The 20,703-nt window shown below is 60.2% G+C and carries 18 protein-coding genes; 7 read left to right on the top strand and 11 right to left on the bottom strand.

The features are described 5' to 3' along the window. Positions 1–38: 38 nt before the first annotated feature. Together GF111_RS14110 and iolD are read right to left on the bottom strand one after the other, a co-directional pair. A complete protein-coding gene (locus GF111_RS14110; protein WP_038871433.1) occupies positions 39–1,052 on the bottom strand; it encodes a Gfo/Idh/MocA family protein in 1,014 nt (337 codons plus the stop codon). Between the two features lie 35 nt (positions 1,053–1,087). Further along, complete coding sequence (gene iolD / locus GF111_RS14105) at positions 1,088–3,028, bottom strand: 3D-(3,5/4)-trihydroxycyclohexane-1,2-dione acylhydrolase (decyclizing) (RefSeq protein ID WP_147191341.1); 1,941 nt, start codon at positions 3,026–3,028, stop codon at positions 1,088–1,090. A 545-nt stretch (positions 3,029–3,573) separates the two neighbouring features. Between iolD and iolC the strand changes: the two genes are divergently transcribed. Next, positions 3,574–5,505: a 5-dehydro-2-deoxygluconokinase gene (gene iolC, locus GF111_RS14100; protein ID WP_094460935.1), complete on the top strand. Its 1,932-nt coding sequence runs from the start codon at positions 3,574–3,576 to the stop codon at positions 5,503–5,505. Between the two features lie 203 nt (positions 5,506–5,708). After that, positions 5,709–6,545, top strand: coding sequence for a MurR/RpiR family transcriptional regulator (locus tag GF111_RS14095; protein WP_038871441.1), 837 nt, complete (start codon positions 5,709–5,711; stop codon positions 6,543–6,545). Positions 6,546–6,586: 41 nt separating this feature from the next. On the opposite strand, the gene GF111_RS14090 is transcribed toward GF111_RS14095, so the two are convergent. The 4 genes from GF111_RS14090 to GF111_RS14075 form a co-directional block, all read right to left on the bottom strand. Then, positions 6,587–6,925, bottom strand: a complete 339-nt coding sequence (locus GF111_RS14090) for a type II toxin-antitoxin system RelE/ParE family toxin (protein WP_038871444.1) — start codon at positions 6,923–6,925, stop codon at positions 6,587–6,589. Positions 6,926–6,939: 14 nt separating this feature from the next. Further along, positions 6,940–7,209 carry a hypothetical protein gene (locus tag GF111_RS14085; RefSeq protein WP_038871448.1) on the bottom strand — a complete coding sequence of 90 codons (270 nt, stop codon included), beginning with the start codon at positions 7,207–7,209 and terminating at the stop codon, positions 6,940–6,942. 174 nt (positions 7,210–7,383) lie between these two features. Then, complete coding sequence (gene iolB, locus GF111_RS14080) at positions 7,384–8,205, bottom strand: 5-deoxy-glucuronate isomerase (protein ID WP_147191340.1); 822 nt, start codon at positions 8,203–8,205, stop codon at positions 7,384–7,386. A 76-nt stretch (positions 8,206–8,281) separates the two neighbouring features. Then, positions 8,282–9,787, bottom strand: coding sequence for a CoA-acylating methylmalonate-semialdehyde dehydrogenase (locus GF111_RS14075; protein WP_162419962.1), 1,506 nt, complete (start codon positions 9,785–9,787; stop codon positions 8,282–8,284). A gap of 556 nt (positions 9,788–10,343) precedes the next feature. Here GF111_RS14075 and GF111_RS14070 point away from each other — a divergent pair. Together GF111_RS14070 and GF111_RS14065 are read left to right on the top strand one after the other, a co-directional pair. Then, the gene (locus GF111_RS14070; protein WP_038883346.1) at positions 10,344–11,786 is read left to right on the top strand and encodes a sugar porter family MFS transporter; all 1,443 of its coding nucleotides are present in this window, start codon (positions 10,344–10,346) and stop codon (positions 11,784–11,786) included. A gap of 32 nt (positions 11,787–11,818) precedes the next feature. Continuing rightward, positions 11,819–12,655: a TIM barrel protein gene (locus tag GF111_RS14065; RefSeq protein WP_038871456.1), complete on the top strand. Its 837-nt coding sequence runs from the start codon at positions 11,819–11,821 to the stop codon at positions 12,653–12,655. Between the two features lie 35 nt (positions 12,656–12,690). Here GF111_RS14065 and fetB read toward each other — a convergent pair whose 3' ends face one another. From fetB to GF111_RS14040, 5 genes are all read right to left on the bottom strand, one after another. Continuing rightward, the gene (fetB, locus tag GF111_RS14060; protein WP_038871458.1) at positions 12,691–13,464 is read right to left on the bottom strand and encodes an iron export ABC transporter permease subunit FetB; all 774 of its coding nucleotides are present in this window, start codon (positions 13,462–13,464) and stop codon (positions 12,691–12,693) included. After that, a complete protein-coding gene (gene fetA / locus GF111_RS14055; protein WP_047729658.1) occupies positions 13,451–14,128 on the bottom strand; it encodes an iron ABC transporter ATP-binding protein FetA in 678 nt (225 codons plus the stop codon). The genes fetB and fetA overlap by 14 nt, the downstream gene beginning before the upstream one ends. A gap of 190 nt (positions 14,129–14,318) precedes the next feature. Continuing rightward, a complete protein-coding gene (locus GF111_RS14050; protein WP_004930885.1) occupies positions 14,319–14,606 on the bottom strand; it encodes a FaeA/PapI family transcriptional regulator in 288 nt (95 codons plus the stop codon). Positions 14,607–14,644: 38 nt separating this feature from the next. Next, the gene (locus GF111_RS14045; protein WP_186766913.1) at positions 14,645–15,751 is read right to left on the bottom strand and encodes an FKBP-type peptidyl-prolyl cis-trans isomerase N-terminal domain-containing protein; all 1,107 of its coding nucleotides are present in this window, start codon (positions 15,749–15,751) and stop codon (positions 14,645–14,647) included. 29 nt (positions 15,752–15,780) lie between these two features. Continuing rightward, on the bottom strand, positions 15,781–16,125 hold the full coding sequence (locus GF111_RS14040; RefSeq protein ID WP_262372956.1) for a hypothetical protein: 345 nt from the start codon (positions 16,123–16,125) through the stop codon (positions 15,781–15,783). 826 nt (positions 16,126–16,951) lie between these two features. Here GF111_RS14040 and GF111_RS14035 point away from each other — a divergent pair. The 3 genes from GF111_RS14035 to GF111_RS14025 all read left to right on the top strand — a co-directional run bounded on the left by GF111_RS14035 (position 16,952) and on the right by GF111_RS14025 (position 20,698). Beyond that, positions 16,952–17,482: a fimbrial protein gene (locus GF111_RS14035; protein WP_038871472.1), complete on the top strand. Its 531-nt coding sequence runs from the start codon at positions 16,952–16,954 to the stop codon at positions 17,480–17,482. 91 nt (positions 17,483–17,573) lie between these two features. Next, on the top strand, positions 17,574–18,125 hold the full coding sequence (locus GF111_RS14030) for a fimbrial protein (protein ID WP_147190847.1): 552 nt from the start codon (positions 17,574–17,576) through the stop codon (positions 18,123–18,125). 71 nt (positions 18,126–18,196) lie between these two features. After that, entirely contained in the window at positions 18,197–20,698 is a 2,502-nt protein-coding gene (locus GF111_RS14025) for a fimbria/pilus outer membrane usher protein (protein WP_038871477.1), read from the top strand. Positions 20,699–20,703 lie beyond the last annotated feature (5 nt).

Below are 20,703 nucleotides of genomic sequence, written 5' to 3'. Positions count from 1 at the left end.
TCACTCCTCTGCAATCGTAGGTATGGGGGACAAGCCGATTATTTGTTGTAGAACACCGGGCGCGCCGGCAAGGTCACCGGCACAATCTCGCCGCTGAGCTGGGCCGCCACGCAGGCGTCGGCGGTCACCGCGGCGGCGTAGCCGTCCCAGGCGGAAGGCCCGGTCAGCTTGCCCGCGGCCACATCGTTGATGAAACCCTGCAGCTCGACGTCATAGGCGTCGATAAAGCGATCTTTCCAGTCGGTCAGGATTTCGGTCGACAGGCGGGCGCCGCTGCGCATCTGTACCGAGGACGGCTCCGGCAGTTTGGCGATGCCGGTTTCCCCCACCACTTCGCACTGAATGTCGTAGCCGTACTGGCAGTTGACGAAGATTTCGACGTCGATGCGCGTACCCTTGGCGGTTTCAAACAGCACAATCTGCGGATCTTTCAGGTGCGGGAACGCCTTCGGGCTCTTACGCGGGAACACCACCTGCACCGACACGTAGTCATCATCGAGCAGCCAGCGCAGCACGTCGATTTCGTGGATCAGGGTATCGGTGATCGCCATATCGGTGGTGTAGGCCTCGCCGACCGTCGGGTTGCGGTGCGCGCAGTGCAGCATCAGCGGTTCGCCGATCTGGCCGCTGGTCAGCACCTGTTTCAACGCGCGATAGCCCTGGTCATAAGGGCGCATAAAGCCGACCTGCACCAGCCGCTTGCCGTGTTTCGCTTCGGCATCGACGATGTTTTTGCAGCCCTGCGCGGTCACCGCCAGCGGTTTCTCGCAGAACACCGGTTTGCCGGCGGCGATGGCCGCCAACACGAACTCTTCGTGGCTCGGCCCCCAGGAAGTGACCAGCACCGCCTGCACGTCGGCGGCCTTGATCAGATCGTGGCCGTTGTCATACACCCGCGCATCCAGCTGCAGATCGCTCACCACCTTGGCAGCGTTGTCGCGGTTGATGTCGTTTACCGCCACCACGCGGGCACCCTGCAACACTTTGCTGCAGCGACGGATATGATCGCGGCCGATGGCGCCGGTGCCGATAACCCCAATGTTCAATGTCATTTTCGCTACCCTCGAGATTTATGTATGAAAACGAATCAGTAATCGCGCGCCTTATCGATGTTTTCCTGCAGCTTGCGCGCCACTTCGACGATTTTCTCGCTGTCGGCCACCTGAGCGCCGCCCACGCGCCACCAGCTGAGATACTTGTGCACCATGGTCTTCGGCAACACCTTGATGTCCAGCAGCGTGGACACGGTTTGCCTGCGGGCGTCGGCCAGCGCGTCGAGCAGCTGCTGCTCGGTGGTGGCGCGATAGGTTTTACAGCCGTAAGCCGCCGCCAGCATGGCAAAATCGACCGGCACCAGCTTGCCGTCGAGCTTGCCGCCCTCTGGATTGCGGAAGCGGAATTCGGTGGTGTAGCTGTCCATGCCGTGTTCCATCTGCAGGTTGTTGATGCAGCCGTTGGTCATGTTGTCGAACAGCACCACGTTGATCTTGCAGCCTTCCTGAATCGAGGTGACCAGTTCGGAATGCAGCATCATGAACGCGCCGTCGCCCACCATTGCGTACACCTCGCGCTGCGGCTCGGCCAGCTTGACCCCCAGCGCGGCGTTCACCTCGTACCCCATGCAGGAGTAGCCGTATTCCACGTGGTAGCCGTGCTCGCCGCGGTTGTGCCACACCCGCTGCAGATCGCCCGGCAGGCTGCCGGCGGCGGCGACGATCACGCTGTCCGCCGGCAGCTCGCGGTTCAGCACCCCCAGCACGCGGCTCTGGGTCAGCGCGGAATCGGTCTGGGCGATAAATTCGGCGAACACCCGCTCGCGATCGAGGTGATCGTCGATCTCCGGTACAAAACCCGCGCCGCCGTATTCCACCGCATAAACACGCGCGGTCTCTTCACGCTGGGCACCGCGCGCCGCGGCGATGGCGTCGCCCCAGCCGGCGCGGTAGTCAGCCTGCACCAGCAGCGCGCCCAATGCGTTCAGGGCCTCGCGGGCATCCGCCAGCACCTGCACGCCGTCGAGCTTGCCGGCGTCAAAGGCGCTGACATTGATATTGAGGAAGCTGACGTCCGGGTGTTGGAACAGCCATTTGGACGAGGTGGTGAAATCGGTGTAACGGGTACCGACGCCGATCACCAGATCGGCCTGCCGGGCCAACGTGTTGGCCGCCAGGCAGCCGGTTTCGCCGATGCCACCGAGGTTGAATTCATGGTCGCTCGGCACCGTGCCTTTGCCGGCCTGGGTTTCGGCAAACGGAATGCCGAAGCGCTCGGCAAATTCGCGCAGCGCCCGCCCGGCCTGCGAGTATTTCACGCCGCCGCCGCACACCAGCAGCGGTTTGCGCTTGGCGGTCAGCAGTGCCAGCGCGTCCGCCAACATGCCGTCGGTCGCCGGGCGGCGATCGAGCCGATGCACGCGTTTTTGGAAGAAATAGTCGGGATAGTCGTAGGCTTCACCCTGCACGTCCTGCGGCAGGCACAGCGTCACCGCGCCGGTATCCGCCGGATCGGTCAGCACGCGCATCGCGTTGATGCAGGCGCTCATCAGCTGCTCCGGTCGCACAATGCGATCCCAGTATTTGCTCACCGCGCGGAACGCGTCGTTGGTGCTGATGCTGAGATCGTAAGGCTGCTCGATTTGCTGCAGCACCGGATCCGGCTGGCGGGAGGCGTAAACGTCACCCGGCAGCAGCAATAAAGGAATGCGGTTGGCGGTGGCGGTGGCCGCGGCGGTGATCATGTTGGCGGCGCCGGGGCCGACCGATGAGGTGCAGGCGTAGATCTGCCGGCGCAGCTTCTGTTTGGCAAAGCCGATCGCCGCGTGGGCCATGCCCTGCTCGTTGCGGCCCTGATGTACCCGCAGCTCGCCGCTATCCTGTTCCAGCGCTTGCCCCAGCCCCAGCACGTTGCCGTGGCCGAAAATCGCGAAAATGCCCGCGACGAATTTGGTTTCCACGCCGTCGGCCAGCAGATACTGGTTATCGAGAAATCTGACGAGCGCCTGCGCCATGGTTAGCCTGATCTTGCCCATTTACTCACCCTTTAGATTGAGGGCCGCCCCGGAAAGGGCTCGCGCCGAGCCGACAATCCCGTGTTTGTGTTACGCGGCGGCAGCTATTATCTTGAGCAGGCGATGCCCGCTGCTCACGAAGTCGACAACCTGAAACGTGAAGCGATTATAAACAAATATATTTTTCATAAAATCACATTACAGAAGAAACATTTCATTTTGCGATAAAGATCGCATATTGCATGAAAAGCCCGTTTCATCTCGTGCTTCAGCCTTCGCTGACTTCGCGCCACGCAATGGCGGGTGACCACCGTCAGCACTCAGGATGACAGCCTTTTATCCTGTCCTCGCACTCCTTTTCAGCGCGCGCCTGGCCGCCCTTCCGTGGCCGTTTCACCGCCTTTTCCATCCCCTTACCGATGTTTTAAATGCATCACATTATTGGGGTGTAAATTTCATTTCATATTGAAATTGAAATTTTCATTCCCCATACTGTTCCCATGCTTCCTGCAGGGCGCCACGCTCGGGCCGCCGCCGGAGTTTTGCTTAAACAGAAGGAAACGGGTATGGCTACACAAGAAAAACAGCTTGATGTCATTTGTCTCGGGCGCATCGCCGTCGATTTCTATGCTCAGCAGATCGGCGCGCGGCTGGAAGACGCCGGCACATTCGCCAAGTACCTCGGCGGCTCCTCCGGCAACGTGGCCTACGGCACCGCCATTCAGGGGTTAAAATCCGGCATGCTGGCGCGCGTCGGCGACGAGCACATGGGCCGCTTTCTGCGTGAAGAGCTGCAGCGCGTCGGGGCCGATACCCGCTGCCTCATCACCGACAAGCAACGATTAACCGGCCTGGTGATCCTCGGCATCAAGGATCAGGAAACCTTCCCGCTGATCTTCTACCGCGAAAACTGCGCGGACATGGCGCTGACGCCGGACGACATCGACGAGGCCTACATCGCTTCCTCGCGCGCGCTGGCCATCACCGGCACACACCTGTCGCACCCGAACACCCGCGCCGCGGTGCTGAAGGCGCTGGAATACGCGCGCCGCCACGGCCTGCGCACCGCCCTGGACATCGATTACCGCCCGGTGCTGTGGGGGCTGACGTCGCTGGGCGACGGCGAAACCCGCTTTGTGGAATCGGACCAGGTCACGCGCGAGCTACAGGAGGTGCTGCACCATTTCGATCTGATCGTCGGCACCGAAGAGGAGTTTCACATCGCCGGCGGCAGCACCGACACGCTGACGGCGCTAAAAAACGTGCGGCGGGCCACGGCGGCCACGCTGGTGTGCAAGCGTGGCGCGCAGGGTTGCTCGGTGTTCGAAGGCGAAATCGCCGACGACTGGGCGCAGGTGAAGCTGCACGCCGGCGTGCGGGTTGAGGTGCTGAACGTGTTGGGGGCCGGCGACGCCTTTATGTCCGGCCTGCTGCGCGGCTACCTGAACGATGAGGGCTGGGATCAGGCCTGCCGCTACGCCAACGCCTGCGGCGCATTGGTGGTGTCGCGCCACGGCTGCGCGCCGGCCATGCCGACCAAACGGGAGCTGGACGACTACCTGCTGCGCGAACGGCAGGTCACGCGCCCGGACCGCGACGCACGTCTGAACCACCTGCACCGGGTGACCACCCGCAAGCAGCAATGGCCAGAGCTGTGCGTGTTTGCTTTCGATCACCGCAAGCAGCTGGCGGACATGGCGCGCGAAGCCGGCGTCGGCGAGGAACGCATTCCGCGCCTGAAAACCCTGCTGTTAACGGCGGCGCAACAGGCTGCCGCGCAGGCCGGCCTCAACGGCAACAGCGGCATTCTGGCCGACACCACCTACGGGCAGGCGGCGTTGAACGAGATCACCGGCCAGGGATGGTGGATCGGCCGGCCGGTGGAGCTGCCCAGCTCGCGCCCGCTGCGCCTGGAGCACGGCAATATCGGCTCACAATTGATCGACTGGCCGCAGGAGCACGTGGTGAAGTGCCTGGTATTTTATCACCCGCACGACGCGGCGGAACTGCGCCGCGAGCAGGATGAACTGATCGCCGACGTCTACCGCGGCTGCTGCAAATCCGGCCACGAGCTGCTGCTGGAGGTGATCCTGCCGGACAACAACCCCGACAAGGACGAACGCCATTATCTGGAGATGATTGAACACTTCTACCGGTTGGGCATTCAGCCGGACTGGTGGAAACTGCCGCCGCTGAGCGCGGAAAACTGGCGGCGGGTCGGCGCGCTGATCGACACCTACGATCCCTTCTGCCGCGGCGTGCTGATCCTGGGGCTCGACTCCCCGGAAGCGGTGCTGAAGGCGGGCTTTGCCGCCGCTGCGGATGCGCGCTGGGTGAAAGGTTTCGCCGTCGGCCGCACCATCTTCGGCCAGCCTTCGCGCCGCTGGCTGCAGGATGAAATCGACGACGCCGCCCTGATCGAGCAGGTGAAACAAAAATACCTGACGCTGATCGGTTTCTGGCGCCAGTACCGTCCGCAGGCGGGCGGCGCGCACTGACAGCGAGCGCGAGTTCACGACCCCTTAAGGCCATTTCGCCGCTTTAAGGGGATTTTTTTGCCCCTTTTCTGTGAAGTCGCGCAATGTGCGATCGAATAAATCGCTTTTTGAGGAAATGAAATTTCCGCTCCGTCTGTTAAAATACCCTGTCAATATTTCAGGCGTCAGGCCAATGCGCCTTCACCCCACTGCGAGCCGAATGGATGAACAACCCAACTCAACTTTCGCTGTTACAGGACGAGATCCGCCACCGTTATGAAACGCTGAGCAAGCGTTTGAAGCAGGTGGCGCGCTACATTTTGGATAACAGTAACAGCATCGCTTTCGATACCGTTGCCTCCATCGCCGCACAGGCCAGCGTGCCGCCCTCCACGCTGATCCGTTTCGCCAACGCCTTCGGCTTCAGCGGCTTCAACGAAATGAAGCAGGTGTTCCGTCAGCATCTGATGGAAGAGACGGCGAACTATACCGAGCGCGCACGCCTGTTCCGCCAAACCTCCACCGACGACAACGTCGCGCCGGAGAAACCGGCGGAAATCCTCAACGTGTTCACCATGGTCAACGCGCAGGCGCTGCAGCAGCTGGCGATGCAGATCGCCCCCGAGCAGCTGGAACGCGCCGTCGAGTTGCTCAACAACGCCGAAAACATCTACGTGATTGGCCTGCGCCGCTCGTTCAGCGTCGCCTCTTACCTCACCTACGCGCTGCGCCATCTGGAGCGCCGCGCGTTTCTGATCGACGGCCTGGGCGGCATGTTCACCGAACAGCTGAGCATGGTGAAACCGAAGGACGTGGTGATCGCCATCAGCTATTCGCCGTACGCCCGCGAGGCGGTGGAACTGGTGGAATTGGGCGCCAAGCGCGGCGCGCAACAGATCGCCATCACCGACAGCCAGGTCAGCCCGCTGGCCGCCTTCAGCGACGTCTGTTTCGTGGTGCGCGAAGCGCAGGTGGACGGATTCCGTTCGCAGGTGGCCTCGATGTGCCTGGCGCAGACGCTGGCGGTCTCGCTGGCGCTGAATAACGCCCGGGACGAGTAAGGCTGGGGTGAACGCGCCCGGCAGGCTCGGGCGCGGCGGGATTATTGCAGCAACAAATAACGGTAGAGCGCGCTTTCCAGATCTTGCTTCATGCTGATGAAAAGCAGAATCTCCACCGTCTGGCCGTCGTAGTCATAAATGACGCGATATTCGCTGTCGGGATCCAATCGCTCGTGCAACCGTACCCCCATGCCCGCCAGCACGGCGTTGAAGCGATAGCGGGCAGGATCGTCCGCGATTGCCGCAAGAGACGATAACAACAGATTATCCACGAACACCCCGGCGGCGGCGGCCCCTATCGTTCCACTCTTGTAAGACTCGATGTCTTTCAGGCTCCATTCCGCCGCCGGCGCGACGGTAAAACGTATTTCCTGGGGCATCCTGCACCTCGGGCCTATTTCCGCGCGTCGCGCAGCCGCTGCAACGTTTCTTCGGGCGACAGACCGCGATGATTTTTAATCTCTTGCTTCGCCATCATAGTCAGTTTCAGCAACGCGTTGGACTGGCGCTCCAGATTGCGTTCCCGAATTTCGGCCTCTCTCTCAGCCGCCGTTTGCACAAACAGCTCAGCAACACCATTTTTTGTGACGTAAACCCCGCCTTCAAACAGATCGGGCGAACCTAATCCTTCGCGCGCCGCTTTTTGGGACATGGTAGTCGTCATGGTTTTTCCTCCTGCGCATAGGCAATCACGCTGTATCACAGCGGTTCTTTGGATTCACTCAGTCGGGGAGCAATCGCATGCGGACAGGTTATCATTTGAGCAAGAGGGAGGGCAAATTTAGGGCAAATTTATACCCTAATATAGAGAAAGCCCGGCAAGCCGGGCCTCAAGCGCTTATTGCGCGGCGGGATAGGCGTCGCCGTTAACCCAGGCGTGGTCTTTTTCCCAGGTGAATTTCCACTGCCGCACCGGCCCGGCCATCACGTTGAGATAATAGTTGTCGTAGCCCGCCAGGGTCGCCACCGGGTGATAACCGCGCGGCACTTTCACCACATCGCGATTGTAGACCGGCATGCACTCGTCGAGCGTGCGGTCGTCGGTATAGACGCGCTGCATGCAGAACCCTTGCTCCGGCTGAATGCGGTGATAGTACGTCTCTTCCAGATAGGTTTCGTCCGGCGAGTCTTCTTGATCGTGCTTGTGGCTCGGGTAGGAACTGGTGTTGCCCTCGTCGGTGTAAACCTCCACCACCAGCAGACTGTCGGCCGGCTCGCTGTCCGGCAGAATGTTGTGCACCAACCGCTGGTTGCGCCCCTTGCCGCGCCGCTCCACGCCGATATCCGCCGGCGTGATCAGCCGTGAAGGCAGGTGGCCGCTGCCGGGCGCGCTGCACACCGCCAGCTCCAGATCGGTCTCTGCCCGCACGTCGATGCGATCGTGATGCGGCACATACACCGCGTAAGGCGGCGTGCGCTCGAACGGGCTCATGCGCTTGCCGATATGCGGGTACTCGGCGCGCAGCGTGGCGACGGAGGCGATACCGGCCACCAGCACCAGGCACAGCTCCTTATCGCCGCACTCAAGCTGCAGCGACTGCCCGGCGCCCAGGCGATAAACGTCAAAGCCGACATAGCGCCAACCGGCATTTTCCGGCGTCACATGCTGGATGCGCCCTTCGGCGTTCGGCGTCTGACATTTGGCAAGCAGTGAAGACATCTCGATTCTCCTGTTAATGATTCGTGCAAAGGCCGCTGCCCGAAGGAGCAACGGCCTGGCCTGAATATGACAGCGCTTAACCCAGCGTCGGCATGCTGAATTCGGACACCGTCTGCTGCCCGGCCGGCCAGCGCGCGGTGGCGGTCTTCATGCGCGTGTAGAAGCGCACCCCGTCGGTGCCGTGCACGTTCAGCGCACCGAACACCGAGCGCTTCCAGCCGCCGAAGCTGTGGAACGCCATCGGCACCGGTACCGGCACGTTGACGCCGACCATCCCGGCCTGCACTTCTTGTACGAACTGGCGCGCGTAGTGGCCGCTGCCGGTAAAGATGGCGCTGCCGTTGCCGAACTCATGGCCGTTCACCGTGTCGATGGCGGTACGGTAGTCCGGCACCCGCACGATGCCCAGCACCGGCCCGAAGATCTCTTCGCGGTAGATGCGCATATTCGGTTTCACATGGTCGAACAGCGTGCCGCCGACGTAGTAGCCTTCAGGATAGCCCGGCACCTGATAATTGCGGCCGTCGGCCACCAGGGTGGCGCCTTCTTCCACGCCCAGATCGATATAGCCCAGCACCTTCTTCTGGTGGGCGGACGACACCAGCGGCCCCATTTCATTCTCTTCGCCGCCCTGCGGCAAGCCCGGCCCGACGCGCAGCTGCGCGATCAGCGGCTTCAATTTGGCGATCAGTTTGTCGGCGGTATCGTCACCGACCACCACGGCGATCGGCAACGCCATGCAGCGCTCACCGGCAGAGCCGAACGCGCCGCCCATCAGCGCGTTGACCGTGGCGTCCAGATCGGCGTCCGGCATGACGATCGCCTGATTCTTCGCCGCGCCGAAGGCCTGCACCCGCTTGCCGTGCGCGCTGGCGGTGGTGTAGATATGTTCCGCCACGGTGGATGAGCCAACGAAACTCACCGCCTGAATGCGCGGATCGGTGCACAGCTGCGCCGCGTCTTCATTGGCGCAGTGCACCACGTTGAACACGCCGTCCGGCAGGCCGGCTTCTTTCAGCAGCTCCGCCAGGCGCACCGAGGCGGAAGGCACCAGCGCCGGCGGCTTGAGGATGAAGGTGTTGCCGCAGGCCAGCGCGATAGGGAACATCCACATCGGCACCATCGCCGGGAAGTTGAACGGGGTAATGCCCGCCACCACGCCCAGCGGCTGCATCAGCGAGAAGCTGTCGACGCCGCTGCCGACGTCCGGCGAATACTCGCCCTTGAGCAGATGCGGGATGCCGCAGGCGAATTCGACCACTTCCATGCCGCGCGTCAGTTCGCCCAGCGCATCCGAGTACACTTTGCCGTGCTCGCTGACGATAAGCTCGGCCAGCTCGTCGCGGTGCTGTTCCAACAGCGCCTTGAAATTGAACATGATGCGCGCGCGGCGCAGCGGCGTGGTGCACGACCAGTCGGCAAATGCCTGATGGGCCACGTCGATGGCCTGTTTGACTTCGGCGGCGGTGCTCTGCGTGACGTGCCGCTCAACCTGCCCGCTGGCCGGGTTGTGCACGTCAACGGTTTGATTACTGCTGCTCAGGCACACCTGCCCGCCAATAAAGTTACCCACGGTTTTCATGTCACGCCCTCTTTTCAAGTCCGCTGTCGCCTGGCCATTCGCCGGCGGCGCGGCGTTAATCGTCCCGCTCGCCAAACCCCGTCGGCAAGCCGGCTAAATCCTGACCGGATACAGCAAACTCTATTTCATTGAAAAAAAAGTTTCAAATAAATTGTTTTGGAAAATTTATTTTTAGTGCGTGAGGTCGCAATTTTGCGGTGTCGATCCGGTTGGCGCTTTCATTACCGTGCCAGGGAAAGCGCAACGGCGGAGAAGAAACCCGGGGTAATGCACACTGACTTTGCTACAGAAAACCCACGCTGTGCCTGCCCTGTCGTTGTTACCGCCAGCCCCCGTTCGCCCAAGGTGCCCGAATCGCTCGCGACGGTTTTTTTTGAACTGGATCTAAAAATCAATATTCCATTATTCACTAATTATGAAATAAATGTTCTTGTTTGTTCCAGCATTTATCGACGACATCGCCTTGATGACAGGCACGGTTCACACCCTTCCGCTCGCCCTCTTCCCGACACCCCAACCGTGCGGACGGAAGCCAGGATAAAAATCGGAGCAACACATGTCATATCAGCGTAAGCACAATACCGGCTACATATTGCGAATTTGCGGCATCGCCGCCCTGGGCGGCATTCTGTTCGGCTACGATACCGCCGTGATCTCCGGCGCGATCGAAGCATTGAAAACCTATTTCAGTCTCAGCCCGGCCGAAACCGGTTGGGCGGTCTCCAACGTAGTGATCGGCTGCGTGGTCGGCGCCTTCGCCGCCGGGCCGCTGGCGGCGCGCTGGGGCCGTAAAAAGGCGCTGATGCTGGCGGCGCTGCTGTTCACCGTGTCCGCCGTCGGCGCGGCCTTGGCCCCGACCTTCACCTGGTTCGTCATCTACCGCATCATCGGCGGGCTGGCGGTCGGCATTGCCGCCACCGTGTCGCCGATGTACATGTCGGAAGTGTCGCCGAAAGACATGCGCGGGCGCGCGCTCAGCATGCAGCAGTTCGCCATCGTCTTCGGTCAGATCGTGATTTTCTACGTCAACTTCAAAATCGCCAGCCTCGCCAGCGAAGCCTGGCTGGTGGAAATGGGCTGGCGCTGGATGTTCGCCTCGGGCGTGATCCCCTGCATTCTGTTCTGCATCCTGGTATTCGTCATTCCTGAATCCCCGCGCTGGAACGTAATGATGGGGCGCGACGATCAGGCGCTGGCGATGTTGACCAAGGTCTCCAACGCCGCCCACGCGCAAAATCTGCTGAAAGAAATCAAAGACTCGCTGCATCAGGATCAACAGCAGCAGCACCGGAAGCTGAACTACGGCGATGTGCGGGTACGTTTCATCCTGTTCGTCGGCTGCATGATCGCCATGTTGCAGCAGGTGACCGGCGTCAACGTAATGATGTATTACGCGCCGGTGGTGCTGAAAACCGTGACCGAAAACGCGCAGGAAGCGCTGTTCCAGACCATCTGGATCGGCGTGCTGCAGCTGGTCGGTTCGGTCATCGGCGCCATGCTGATGGATCGTATGGGTCGCATTCCCTTGATGCGTTATGGCACGCTGGGCGCCATCGCCGGCCTGCTGCTCACCTCGTACGCGCTCTACACCCAGGCCACCGGCTATTTCGCGCTGTTCGGCATGCTGTTCTTCATGGTGTTTTATGCGCTGTCCTGGGGCGTCGGCGCCTGGGTGCTGGTGTCGGAAATCTTCCCGAACCGCATGCGCGCGCAGGGGATGAGCATTGCCGTCGGCTGCATGTGGGTCGCCAACTTCGCGGTATCGCAGTCGTTCCCGATGATCAACGACCACCCGTATCTGTTCTCGCATTTCCACGGCGCCTTCCCGATGTGGATCTTCGCCGCCTGCTGCCTGTTCAGCTACTGGTTCATCGGCCGCTACATTCCGGAAACCAAAGGCGTCTCGCTGGAAAAAATGGAGCAGGTGGTGCTGGCCAAACGCCACCGTCACCCCCTGCCCGACGGCAAGCCGCTGCCGCTGGAAAACGGCAAATCCTGATCTCTCAACTCTGACCGCTGGAGTAATGCCTCATGACACTTGCGCTGGACCGCTTCTGCATTAACCGCAAGATCGCGCCGAATCTCGATCTGGACAGTTTTTTCCGCCTGGTGAAACGCTGCGGGCTCAGCAAAATTGAGCTGCGCAACGACATGCCCAGCGGCAAGGTAACTGACGATCTGAGCGACGCGCAGCTCAACGCGCTCGCCGCGCAATACGGCATCGAGATTGTCACGATCAACGCCCTCGGCATGTTCAATCGGGTAGACGACCCGGCGGCGCTGCTGCAGCGCGCCGAAGCGTTGCTGGCGCAGGCGCAGGCCATCCACAGCCGGGCGCTGGTGCTGTGCCCACACTGCAGCGCCGATGACAAGCGCAGCGAGCAGCAAAAACGCGACGACACCCTCGCGGCGTTGCGGTTGCTGGCGCCGCTGTTTGCGCGCTATGGCGTGCAGGGGTACGTCGAGCCGCTGGGCTTCAGCATCAGTTCGCTGCGATCGTCGCTGCTGACCCAGGCGCTCATCCGCGATTCGGGCGCGCCGTACCGCATCGTGCTCGATACTTTCCACCACTACCTGAGCGATGTGACGCAGGCCGACTTCGATGCGCAAATCCAGGTGACGCAGATCGGCCTGGTGCATTTGTCCGGCGTGGAAGACGGGCGGGATAAAGGCGCGCTGAGCGACGAAGAGCGCATTATGCTGAGCGCAGGCGATCGGCTGGAGAGCCGCCGTCAGGTACAGAACCTGGAACGCCTGGGCTACACCGGCGTCTATGCCTTCGAGCCCTTCTCTTCGCAGCTGGACAGCTGGAGCGAGGCGGATATCGAACGGGAAATCCGCCACAGCATCGCCCTGCTGCAAGGGTAAAAAAACGGCCTCCGCGGAGGCCGTTTTTCATGGCGTTACTTCAGGTTGCCGACCACCAGCTGGTGGCGCTCGTTGTAAAACTTACGGTAGGCCATATAGCAGGCGATGATGGTCGACAGGCTGGCGGTGGAAAGCAGCATGAAGGTCACCATAATCTGATATTTGATCGCTTTCACCGGGTCGATGCCGGCGAAGATCAGCCCGGACATCATGCCCGGCAGGCTAACCAGCCCAACGGTTTTCGCCGAGTCCACGGTCGGGATCAGCGAAGCGCGGATGCTGTCGCGGATCAGCGCCGCCGAAGCGAACTTGGGCGTCGCCCCCAGGCTGAGCATCTCCTGAATCTTCTGCTGTTCGCTTTTGAAACGCTGGCCGAGGTTGGTGTAGCACAGCCCCACCGCTACCATGGCGTTACCGGCGATCATCCCGGAGATGGGGATCACCTGCATCGGCGTAAATTCGATGGAGCCGGTCAAGACCAGCACCGCCAGCGTCAGCACCGCGCCGGTGGTGATGGCGATAAACGACGTCACGAACGCGTGTTCGACGTACTTGCTGCGTTTCTTGGCGTTGTAGGCCGCGTTAAAGCAGATGAACAGCACCATCAATACGGTAAGCAGCGCGTTATCCAGGTCGAAAATATACTTCAGCACGTAGCCGACGATGATCAGCTGCACCACCGCGCGGCAGATGCTCCAGATAATGTCCTTTTCCAGCGCCAGCTTTTCCCGGTGGCTGATCAGGATGGCGACCACCACCAGGATCATCGACAAGCCTAAGGATTCGTTGGTGATGTTATGCTGATTCATGCTGTTGCTCCTGTTGCTCGGCGCCGTGCGCGCGCAGGGTGATCACCTCATCCGCATGCGCTATCTCTTCGGTATCGTGCGTCACCCACAGCACCGCCAGCCGGTGCTCCGCCACCAGCTGATGCACTATCTCATTGACGTTGCGTTTGTTTTCCTCGTCCAGCGCGCTGGTGATCTCATCGAGCAACAGCACCCGGGGCATAAACTGCAGGTTGCGGATCAGGGACACGCGCTGCTTCTCTCCACCGGACAGCTCGTTGATGCTTTTGGTCAGCATCGCCTCCGGCAGGCCGAAACGCGTTAGATCGGCCTTCATTTTTCGTTCATCCGGCGACTGTTGACGGATCTGGTAGGGCAGCGCCAGATTGTCGTAAACCGTATTGCCGAACAGCGCCGGCGTCTGGAAGCAGTAAGAAACCTGCTTGCGATACGCCTCCGGCGACATCTCGGCGATCGCCTGGCCGTCGAAATAGAGGCTCCCGCGGGTCGGATCCATTAAGGAAGAGATGATTTTCAGCAGCGTGCTTTTCCCGCAGCCGGAAGGCCCGGTGATCAGTTTAAACTCGCCTTCACCCAGCGTGAAAGAGACGGAGTCCAGGATCACCTGGTTGTCTATTTGATAATGAATATCATCCAATCTCAGTATGTCTTTCTTTTCCTTCATTACGATGCCGGCTCCCTACACCTGTTCCCGTCTGAGCGATAAGTATATGGCCGCAAAAAACATCTTAGCAATGCCTGCGCGGATGGCAGAGAGCGGAGAGGAGGATTGGCGGAGCAAAACGCCCCGCCAAATGATAAGATTAATTAATGATTAGCTGTAGAGATAGTCAAAAGCGACCGCCAGGGTCGAATCACTCTTTTTTTATCGCTGCCTGTTCGTCGCAGCTGTACCAGCGTAGAGAATTGTTGATGCTGCGGTGGGTGCAGTGGACCTTGCCCTCCTTTTCCAGCGCCAGCAGCAGGGTTCGGGTGGTATAAATGTTTTCGCCGCATTTATCCGCCAGCTCGCGCGTCTTCGGCCACTGCTCCGGCGGGGGATGGTGGCCCCCTGACCCTTCGACACGCTCTCTGCACAATCCTTGCAACACATTCAGCATCAGCGATTTTCTACTTTCAAACGTTTTCGGCGCCTTGGCCATAGCATTCCTCCTGAGTGGTTACTGCTGAGCTCCCCCGTTCACGGCTGCACGTCAGCGATGCGCAGGGTATAAATCATGGTGGCGTCCGGGGGGATTGCCGGTGGGCTGCCCTGCTTGCCGTACGCCAGCGCCGGCGGCACCACCAGCGTGATCGAGCCGTGGCGCTGCAGCTTCTCGATAGCGGCGCGAAACAGCGGCGGATAGCGCGTCAACGGCTGCGAGATCACCGTCCCTGCCAACTCCATATCTTTGACCACCCGGCCGTCGACCAGGTTTTCGCGCACCACGATATCCACCCGATCGTCGGCGCCAATCGCCCCATTGCCGGCATAGTCCACCCGGTAGTAGAAACCGAGCGCATCCTGCTTGACGCCCTCCTGACGGGCGAAATCGGCCAGATAGGCTTTGTCGTCCAGCGGTGGCGGTGGTGCCTGCGTCTGCTGCAACCGCTGCTGCGCCGTGCGCAACGCGCTGTCGATGGCGGCCTCATCCAGCCGCAACCGCCCGGCCAGGGTATCGGCGATGCCGGCCAGCAACAGCCGGCTGTCCGCCTCCAGCCCCGCGCGCCGGTTCTCCTGCTGCAAATGCACAATGTCGCGCCCCAGAGACACGCCAGCGGCATACGCCTGTTTGTCCGCCTCGCTGGCCAGCAAGGGCGGTTCGGTGGCCTGCTGCCGCTCGGCCAGCAAAGTGTCGATCCGCTGCTGCTGCTGCGCCAACTGCGCCGCCAACCTTGCGCTGCGCTGTTCGGCCTGCGTTAGCGAAGCGGCCAATGCGCCCACCTCAGGCACTGGCGCAACGGCTTGCCGCAATCCCTTCAGGGCATCGGCCAGCGGCCGAATATCGACGACGGCCCGCTCCCGTTTCGGCGCCGCCGCGGCCTGAGCCGCCGCTAACTGCCGCTCCAACTGACGGATTTTCTCCGCCTGCTGTTGCAAAGACTGCTTCAGAGAAGTTAAACGAACGCCGTCTGCCCCGGCGATGGCAGCCGATTTGGCGGCCGGTGCGGGCACCGGTTTACGCGCGGTGTCTTCCCCGAGCGCGGCCGGCGGCGCCTGCCGTTGTTCAGCGAACTTCAACAGGGCGGGAATGCCGTCGTCGGCGGCGCAAGCGGCCCCGTTCGCCGCCAACAGCAAAAAGCCCATCGCCCATCCTTGCGCGCATCGCTTCATGGCTACAGATTCTCAACCCGGCTGGACAGATCGGACATCAGCTCATGCTCGACGTCGGCGCAGAATTTCTCGGTTTTATATTGATAAAGAGCATCAATCGCTTTACGGGTACTCTCATCCACGTTGCCGCGCACCCCGGCATATCCCGAGGCGTTGGAAAGCAGGCCGTTAAAATAGGCAATGCGCTTTTGGTAACTTTGCGGATTAATATTCTTTAACGAATTAACCCGTTGTTGGCAAAGCGCGATGCGTTGTTCATCGGATTTATCATTAGGATTGTTCTGTGAAAGTTTTTTCACAGAATTCAGTTTTGTCTTGCTACCGTCCACACAGCCAGATAGCACCATAAAAGACAGCAAAAATATAGCCAATCCCACCTTGCGGCGTCCACCGCAAGCATTAATCATCGTTATCATTCCGTTTATAATCCTTTAATTGTCACTTAGGTCATCATTATGTGGCGAACGGCAGCGGCACATGCCTTAATTTGATTAATCAAAAGGGGTTAGACAGCGAAAAATCCCTATACCGCAATGCGATAGAATAATTCACTACCGGTGTAATTGTTATTCAATTGTTAATTAATTAGATCTAAACGCGGGTTAAACGCGAATAAGAAACCCAATCAATAGTGAACAAAAAACCATGAAACAACAATAAAAACAATTAATTATGTTTTATATTTTGTTTCTAAAGAGAAATGCATCATCTGCTGCCTAAGGGCGATATTAGCAAAACAATATTGTGAATTGTAGGTGCACCCCTATTTCCCCCGATCTAATATCTCGCATATCGTTATTTATATAGTGATTTATACTGGATAATATTTGTATACGATCTATTGATTTTAAAGCAAATATATTTCTTTTTCCTTTTGGTTTTATATTCTGAATTTGACTTAATTTAATAAAATCTATTCCCAAGCAATACTATTATTTGCAAGAATATTCCCAGCAACACGCCACACATAAAACTCGTATTTTATTTACCAGAAAATTCATTGTCGATTTTCCAAATCTCGTTATTTCTCATAAATAACGGATGTTGGCGTATTGCCCAGAGCAAAAGGATCTGGCTCCAACCGCACGGCCGGCGACATGGCGTTGCCGCCGCCGCGGGGGATTTAGATGTGCTGTTCTTTTTATTTAAAAACTCTCTACAGGAACCTGAGAAATGAAACTGAATAAATTAATGCTGGCAACCGTGATTGCTTTCGCTTCCGCATCTGTTGCTCATGCCGCATCTAATCAGGGCAGCGGTAAAGTCACCTTTACCGGCGAAATTATCGATGCGCCATGCAGCGTCGCGCCGGAATCCGTTGATCAGACCGTGCCGATGGGCCAGATCAGCAGCCGCATCCTGGCCAACCAGGGTAAATCCAGCATGCAACCTTTCAACATCGAACTGAAAGATTGCTCCATCTCTACCATGAAAAACGTCAAAGTGACCTTTACCGGCACGCCTGATCCGATCAACAGCAAACTGCTGGCTCTGAGCGGCACCGCAACCGGCGCCGGCATCGTGATCTACGACAACCTGCACTCCAAAGAAGTGGAACTGGGCACCGCGACCGACGGCCAGGGCCTGAACGACGGCGACAACTCGCTGAAATTCGCCGCTTACCTGCAGGGCAGCAGCGCCTCAAGCACCGTGGTACCGGGCGACTTCACCAGCGTGGCGAACTTCACCCTGGCTTACCTGTAATACCCCACAGGGGATGTCTCAGGGCATCCCCCGCTTTATTGCATGCCGAGGATACCGGCAAGGGAACAGGGAAAGACAGGGAGACGCCAGTATGACTATCCGCCTTTGCGGCCTGTTGCTCATCGCGCTCAGCGTTGGCAACGCGGCGGCGGCAGCGAAAAATCAGGGCCACGGCAAAGTCAGCCTGGGCGGCACCATCGTCGAAACGCCGTGCGGCATCGCCAGCGACAGCCTGGATCAAACCGTCGATTTCGGGCTGATCTCCATGAGCGACGCCTCGCAGGACGGGCAGTCGGTGCTGATCGGCAGCCGCCGCCATTTCACGATCAAACTGGTGAACTGCGAGCTGGCCAGCCAGGTGAAGCCTGACTTCATCTATCGCGCGGCCAACGTCACGTTCGACGGCACCGCCGACAGCCGGGATCCTTCTCTGCTGGGCGTTTACGGCGAGGCGAAGGGGGTGGCTATCGAGCTGTTGACCGATGCCGGCACCCCGATCCCGCTCGGCAGCACGACGGCGGATTACCAGATTGTCGCCGGCGACAACACGCTGCGCTTCGGCGCGCAGTTGCGCCTGCATCCCGACAAGGCGCGGGCGGGCGACTTCAGCTCTCTGGCCAAATTCACCCTGTCTTATCTCTAGCGCCGGCGGGCGCTGCACAGCATTACGTATTCAGGTCGTACGGATGACCTGCTATTGGGCGCGGACTTGCCATGAGTGATTATGCTATGACGTCATTACTGACACGGAAACACCTACCTCTCCTCGTCATTCTATCTTTCCTCTGGGTGCGTCCGGCATTTTCCGCCACGGAGTTCAATACCGACGTGCTGGACATCGGCGAGCGCAGCAAAGTGGATCTTTCGCGTTTCTCCGATGCTGATTACGTCATGCCCGGCGCTTATTTGCTGGACATCAAGATCAACCAGAAAACGCTGCCCCAGCGCAGCATTCAGTATTTCCCGTCGCCGGATAACAAAAGCGGCAGCCAGGTGTGCCTGCCGCCTGACCTGGTGGAAAAAATGGCGCTGAAAGAAGAAGCGGCCAAAAAAGTCACCCTGTGGCACGACAACCAGTGCGCCGACATTCGCGGCATCAAAGGCGCGACCGTCTCCGATCGCATCGGCGGCGGCGTGCTGGCGATCACCATCCCGCAGGCGTGGATGAAATACTCCGATCCCGACTGGACGCCGCCCGAGCAGTGGGACGACGGCATCCCCGGCCTGCTGCTGGACTACAACCTGAGCGGCCAGTTAGGCAAGCAGAACCACAACAACAACACCGCCCAGAACCTGAGCAGCTACGGCACGCTGGGCGCCAATATGGGCGCCTGGCGCCTGCGCGCAGACTACCAGGCCAATTACAATCAGCAGGCCGGCGATCGCAGCACCGGTTTCGACTGGAACCAGATCTACGCCTATCGCGCGCTGCCGATGCAGGCCGCCAAGCTGACGCTGGGCGAGATCTACCTCGACTCCGGGGTGTTCGACGCCTATCGCTTCACCGGCCTCAACCTGGCCAGCGACGAGCGCATGCTGCCGCCCAACCTGCAGGGCTACGCGCCGGAAGTGCGCGGCATCGCCAAGAGCAACGCCAAGATCACCGTCTCGCAGGAAGGCCGCACGCTGTACGAAACCACCGTGCCCGCCGGGCCGTTCGCCATTCAGGATCTCAACAGCTCGGTGCGCGGTAAGCTGGACGTCAAGGTGGAAGAGCAAGACGGCACCGTCTCGACCTTCCAGGTGGATACCGCCACCATTCCGTACCTGACCCGACCGGGCTACGTGCGCTACAACGTGGCGCTGGGCAAAACCTCGGCCTACGACCACCGCACCCAGGGGCCGCTGTTTTCCGCCAGCGATTTCTCCTGGGGCCTGAGCAACGCCTGGTCGCTGTACGGCGGCGCGCTGCTCGGCGGCGACTATAACGCCTGGGCGCTCGGCCTCGGCCGCGATCTGAACGTGTTCGGCGCCATGTCGCTGGACGTCACCCAGTCGATCGCCCGCCTGCCCGGCGAACCGACCGCCAGCGGCATGTCGTTCAAGCTCAACTACGCCAAACGCTTCGACGAGCTGAACAGCCAGATCACCTTCGCCGGCTACCGCTTCTCGCAGCGCAAGTTCATGAACATGTCGCAGTACCTGCAGGAGCGTTACGGCGATTACGACAAGAATTACAACGGCCGTCAGAAAGAGCTGTACACCATCACCGCCAGCAAAACCTTTATGGCGGAAGACAGCGCCAAGGCGATCACCGCCTACCTGACCTACTCGCACCAGACCTATTGGGATGCGCGAACTCAGGATCGTTACGGGCTGTCAGCCAGCAAGCTGTTCAGCGTCGGCGATATCAGCAACATCACCGCCTCGCTGTCGGCTTACCGCACCTATTACCAGGGCCGCACCGACGACAGCGTGATGCTCAACTTCACCGTGCCGATCGGCGATCGCCGGCGCGTCGGTTATGCGCTGCAAACCAACAATGGCGATGTCACGCAGACCGCGTCGTACAACGACTACAGCGATCCGGACAATACCTGGCAGGTCAGCGGCGGCTTTAATCAGTCCGGCAAATCGCTGGCACGCGGGTACTACACCCATAACGCTTCATTCGGCTCGCTGAACGCCAGCGCCTCTTACCAGCAGGACAGCTACTCGTCGATCGGCGGCTCGTTCCGCGGCGGCCTCACCGCTACCCGGCACGGTATCGCGGCGCACCAGAACTCGAGCAACGGCGGCAGCCGCATGATGCTCGACACCGACGGCATCGCCGGCGTGCCGATCAACAACGGCCGCGCCTACAGCAACCGTTTCGGGCTGGCGGTGATTTCCGACATCACCAGCTACTACAACACCGACACCCGCATCGACGTCAACAAGCTGGCGGACGACGTCGAGGCCACTCGCGCCGTGGTGCAAGGCACGCTGACCGAAGGCGCGATCGGCTACCGCCACTTCGAGGTGGTGAAAGGCAGCAAGCTGCTGGCCACCATTCGCCTCGCGGACGGCAGCGAACCGCCGTTCGGCGCCGCAGTGCTGAGCGAGAAAGGCCGCGAGGTCGCGGTGGTCAACGACGGCGGTTCGGTCTACCTGACCGGCGTGCAGCCGGAGGAAAAGCTGGACGTCGCCTGGGAAGGCCAACGCCGTTGCCGCATCGTGATCCCGGGCGCCGCCAAGCCGCTGGACCAGCTGCTGCTGCCGTGCGCCACCCTGTAATCCGT

Origin of the sequence: Serratia sp. HRI (assembly GCF_010119335.3) — a bacterium.
Lineage (GTDB): Bacteria > Pseudomonadota > Gammaproteobacteria > Enterobacterales > Enterobacteriaceae > Serratia > Serratia nevei.
The sequence above is the reverse complement of the archived record's forward strand: the minus strand, read 5'-3'. Positions and strand labels throughout refer to the sequence as shown.